Raw genomic sequence first — 4,863 nt, 5'->3', positions numbered from 1 at the left:
GCCAGGTGGGCCTGATCCAGAACCTCTGGGCAAACGGAAGAAGAAATGCTCTGACCCCATTACGTTGCTGGAAGTCGGCTGGACGCTGGTTTTACGTCCTCTCTCATAAAGTTTGTCAGGCCGTCAGCAACACCGCCTTACAAGTTCTAACTGAACTTGCTTCGCGCAGCTCCAGCGCTGTTGAGCAACTGCGAAAGCTGGTTCTTTCTCACGGCTTGGAGGTTCGTGGCCGTATCGAGTTGCTGCTTACCGCTGATGATGATTTTTTCCAGCGCCTCCTGGCCTGTCGAACAGATGTCGCTACTGAGCTGGGGGGTAAGCTGCTTCAGTTCATCAGCCAGGGTTCGTTCCCCAGTTGGGGACTGAGAAGGAATGGTTTCAGAGTGGAGGATGTTGTCCTGCGGTACATCGATTTTGTGGACGCAAAGGTGGTCAGTTTGAGAGATGTTGCGGAGGCATTGGTAGCGGGACGCTCAATCGCCAGAGACCTTGCCACCTTCGTTTCCGAGAAACAGCGGGCGGTATGGACTTGGCGCACCCTTAACGAACCCAATACCGTTTACGAGCGGAAGCTCATCCTGAGCCGTGAGTTGCTTAGGATGCTGAGCGTAGAACCTTTCAGAGAATGGCCTACTGAAGTCGTGGACTGGCCTTTGGAAGCTTTTCCGGCTCCACTCTGGCCTCTACCGGAAGGGGAAATCGAGAGTAAGCTGAATATTCTCCAGCAGCGTGTCGAGGCTTACATGAATGAAAAAGATTTTTGATGGGGAACAGGTTGAATGACGGTTCTTCTCTGATCCCCGCTACTTCAAGACCCTTCCTGCCGATTCGCTAGACTTCGACGGATGACGACGTGGCAGGCATTTCTTTATCAGGGTACTGTCTACGACCTGTCGCACCTCGACTCCTTTGACCATGTGTTCGTTCAGGCGGCCACTGCCGAAAAGCCTGAGCGCCAATACAAGGTACGGATTCACACTTCGGCCACCACTGTTTCACTGAGTCGCCCAAACCTTGGGATGACCCGGCCCTGCTGTACCCACATCCACGCCACGACCAGCGCACTTTCGATGTTGTGCGCTGGGATTTGTCGCAGCAGCTTCCAGCTATCATCACGACGTTGATGCAGCGCCAAGTCTTCCACACCGGACACCTGAACTTCTTCACCATCGAATTGACGACTCACAGCGGAAATACCGTTGAGTACGAAGTGTACTTTGAGATTGTCCGGGATGCTGGTAAGGGGCTTAAGATGGTGGTGGCCAGCGCGTTTCCCCGTGACCCGGCACGAGTACAGAACCGCCCGGCCCGCCGCCCGATGAAACTGGCGCTGATTCTTCATAACGTGCAGGTGGGTAAGCCCATCAAATTGCCGCTCCGCACGGGCCGCAGGCATTAAAACAAGAAGTCCGCCAGACGGCGGACTCTGCTTTTTTGCTTCTCCCTGGCCTCTTGGGTATTCCAGCCTGGCTGGAACCGCTGTTTGCGGCGGTGCTGAAGCGATTCGGGCACTGGCCCGTCTTGGGGGTGTACCTCAGCGAAAACAGTATACCACAGCCTGTATATTTCCCGTTCTGCGTTACCCTTAATTTCAATGCAACCCCACGAATTCGCGCAGAAGTGGCGTACCCGCGCCTATGAAGTCACTGAGGAGCAAGCCTACCAGGAGCACTATCAGGACGTGGCTTCACTGGTGGGTGGTTTCGCGCCCGGTCAGGCGGGTGCGCCGGAGGGGTTAACCTACCAGGCGGGCGTGAAGAAGGTCGGCACCACCGATTTCGGCAAGGCCGATGTGTTCCAGCCGGGACATTTCATCTGGGAAGCGAAAAGGGCCGCCAAGACGGACGCCGCACGGGCCAAAGTCCTCGGGGGGGCCTTGCAGCAGGCCACACTGTACGCCCGCGACCTGGGGAACCCGCCCCTGATTGTCACCACTGACTTCATGGAGCTGAACGTCCACACCAACTTCACCGGGACGGCCCCAAAGACCTTCCGCCTCTCGCTGGAAGACATCGAGGATGACCGCCCGCTCGAAGGCACCGAACTGACGGCCTTGCAGGTGCTGCGGGCGGTGTTCCACGACCCTAACGTACTCGACCCGCGTCTTGTCCGCGAGCGCATCACCACCGAAGCGACCGGGCGGGTCGGTGAGGTGGCCCGTGCTTTGGTCAAAGCTGGACACCCCAAAGAGCAGGTTGCGCACTTCCTGATGCGTGTGGTCTTTGCCATGTTCAGTGAGGATGTCGCCCTGCTCGAAAAGGGCCTGCTGACGAAGCTGCTGGAGCGGGCCAAACGGTATCCAGACAAATCACAGGGTTACTTTGCGGAACTGTTCGGTGCGATGAGCACTGGCGGCGAGTTCTGGGGTACAGATATTCGCTACTTCAATGGTGGTCTCTTCGATAACCACGACGGCCTGCCCATCACGGCTGAGGACGCCGACGCGCTGCTGAACGCGGCCAAGCTGGACTGGGCCGAAGTGGAACCTGCCATTTTTGGCGGTCTGTTCGAGAGCAGTCTTGAGAAGGAAGTGCGCGGACAGCGGGGAGCGCACTTCACGGCGGTCACCGAGATTGAACGCATCGTCGAACCCGTGGTGATGCTCGACTTGCACCGACAGTGGGAAGAGGTCAGAGCACAGGCACAAACTGCTGTGGAGCAGGCTGAGGTCAAGGCCCTTGCTGAAGTCGGTAAGGGACACACCCGCGTCGCTGAAGAAACCCGCGCCCAGGCCCGCAAGCAGGCCATCGCCGTCATCCACGAGTTTCAGCAGCACCTGGGCAGCGTAAAAGTGCTGGACGCGGCCTGTGGCAGCGGCAACTTCCTGTACGTGACCCTCAAGCGCCTGCTTGACCTGGAGCACGAAGTCCGTCTGACAGCTTTCCAGTACGGTGCGGGCGACTTTGATATTCCACCACTGGTGCACCCGCGTCAGATGCTCGGCATCGAGATAGAAGGCTTCGCGGCTGAACTGGCGGCGGTCACGTTGTGGATTGGCTATTTCCAGTGGAATCGTGCTCACGGCGGCCAGTGGCCGACTCCAGTGCTGGAAAGATTGGACAACATCCAGCATCACGACGCACTCCTGAATGAAGACGGCACCGAATTTCAGTGGCCGGACGCCACTTACATTGTCGGCAACCCGCCCTTTCTGGGGAACAAGAAACTGCGAAGCGTTCTGGGCGACGACTATATTTCCCAGCTCCGTATTATCTACGGCGACCGTGTACCAGGCGATGCCGACTTTGTTGCGTACTGGCCGGAAAAGGCTTGGGAAGCGGTGAAGGCGGGTAAAACGCGCCGTGCTGGTTTCGTAACGACGCAGGCGATTCGCACAGGGGGCAGCCGCGAAGTGTTGGAACGGGTTCTGGCGGAGGGTGGCGCAATCTTCATGGCCTGGCAAAACGAGCCTTGGTTACAGGATGGAGCTGCTGTGCGGGTGAGCCTCTTCGCTTTCGATGGCGGGGCGGAATCAACGCGCACCGTGGATGGACAGGCCGTGCCCAGCATCAATGCCAGCCTTTCTCCTGCGGAAGATGTACGAACGGCCAGAGCGTTGGCTGAAAACGCTGGAATTGCCTTCCAAGGCCCAGTGAAGGTCGGGGCCTTCGATATTCCTGGCGAACTGGCTCGCTCCTGGTTGAAGTCTCCTAATCCAGACGGTGTGTCGAATGCGAATGTCCTGAAACCCTGGGTGAACGGAATGGACATCACGCGCAGGCCGAGTGATACGTGGATTATCGATTTTGACATGATGAGCGAAGAGCAGGCCCGGCAGTACCTCCTGCCTTTCGCCTATGTGGAGGAGAAGGTCAAGCCGGAGCGCTTGAAGAACAACCGTGAAGTGAGGCGGAAATTCTGGTGGCGGTTGGGGGAATCTGGTGCGGCACTCAAGAAAGCCAGTAAGGGCAAGGCCCGCATTCTGGTTACGCCCCGCGTAGCCAAGCACCGTCTCTGGGTCTGGATGCCTGCTGGAACGCTGCCAGACAGTCGCGTTTTGGCTGTTACCAGGGATGATGACTTTACTTTCGGTGTGCTGCAATCGCGGATTCACGAGGTGTGGAGTCTAGCGAACAGTGCTGCTCATGGTGTTGGCAACGACCCAACTTATGTTGCCAAGGACTGTTTTGATCCCTTCCCCTTTCCACACCCTGCGGATGACCAGCGGGCCGAAATTGAGAAGTGGGCAAAGCACATCGTGCAGGTGCGGGAACACTTACTAAGCGCTGACCCTAAAGCGACGCTAACTTCCCTGTACAACGATGTGATGAAGTTGCGGGCTGAACCGGACGCGACTCACCCCGCGAATGCTCTCAAGACAGCCCACGACCATCTGGACAAAGCGGTGGCTGCTGCTTACGGCTGGACGTGGCCGATGGAAGAAGATGAGCTGCTGAGTAAGCTCTTCGAGCTGAATAAGGCGAGGCAGGCAACTTCCCCGACGACGTAACATGGAGTATGACCGACCGACGTTATACCCGTGATGATGCCGAGCACGAAGGAAGGCATCATGTCTTCTTTCACACCATGAAAGATGGAAGGGTAGTGGAAAACCGTCCTGTTGCGGTGCGCTCCATACCTGCTGTGGGTGAGTACATCACTTTTAAGATGGATGGGGAATGGTTTCTGATTACTCGGGTACTGCATTGTGCTGTCGAGGATGAAAGCCGGGACTTCGATGCAGAGGTGTGGCTTCAACAGGTTGACCACTTAAACTTGCCAGATAAAGCCTCTCTGTGGAGTGAACCCCTGAACGCGGACAGAGGAGCAAGGGATGTCGCCCCGGTCAGCCCGTAGGCTGATCAGCAGATGGAGGGAGACGGACAATGCCCGGACGAATGCACAGCCGCGAATTCAAGCTCG

General features: G+C 57.4%; 5 protein-coding genes. All 5 read left to right on the top strand.

Annotated features, from left to right (window positions below; genetic code table 11):
- A partial coding sequence (locus E5Z01_RS19680; protein WP_167758025.1) for a hypothetical protein occupies window positions 1-764 on the top strand: 764 nt, incomplete at its 5' end.
- A gap of 81 nt (window positions 765-845) precedes the next feature.
- Window positions 846-1,124 carry a hypothetical protein gene (locus E5Z01_RS18960; protein ID WP_135230800.1) on the top strand — a complete coding sequence of 93 codons (279 nt, stop codon included), beginning with the start codon at window positions 846-848 and terminating at the stop codon, window positions 1,122-1,124.
- Window positions 1,124-1,399 carry a hypothetical protein gene (locus E5Z01_RS18955; RefSeq protein ID WP_135230799.1) on the top strand — a complete coding sequence of 92 codons (276 nt, stop codon included), beginning with the start codon at window positions 1,124-1,126 and terminating at the stop codon, window positions 1,397-1,399. Before E5Z01_RS18960 ends, E5Z01_RS18955 begins: the two co-directional genes overlap by 1 nt.
- 195 nt (window positions 1,400-1,594) lie before the next feature.
- A complete protein-coding gene (locus tag E5Z01_RS18950; protein ID WP_338069175.1) occupies window positions 1,595-4,450 on the top strand; it encodes a class I SAM-dependent DNA methyltransferase in 2,856 nt (951 codons plus the stop codon).
- 8 nt (window positions 4,451-4,458) lie between these two features.
- Window positions 4,459-4,797 (top strand): hypothetical protein, encoded by a 339-nt coding sequence (locus E5Z01_RS18945; protein WP_135230798.1) that lies wholly within the window; start codon window positions 4,459-4,461, stop codon window positions 4,795-4,797.
- Window positions 4,798-4,863: the final 66 nt, after the last annotated feature.

The organism is Deinococcus fonticola (genome assembly GCF_004634215.1).
Lineage (GTDB): Bacteria > Deinococcota > Deinococci > Deinococcales > Deinococcaceae > Deinococcus > Deinococcus fonticola.
This window is presented reverse-complemented; position numbering and strand designations above follow the sequence as displayed.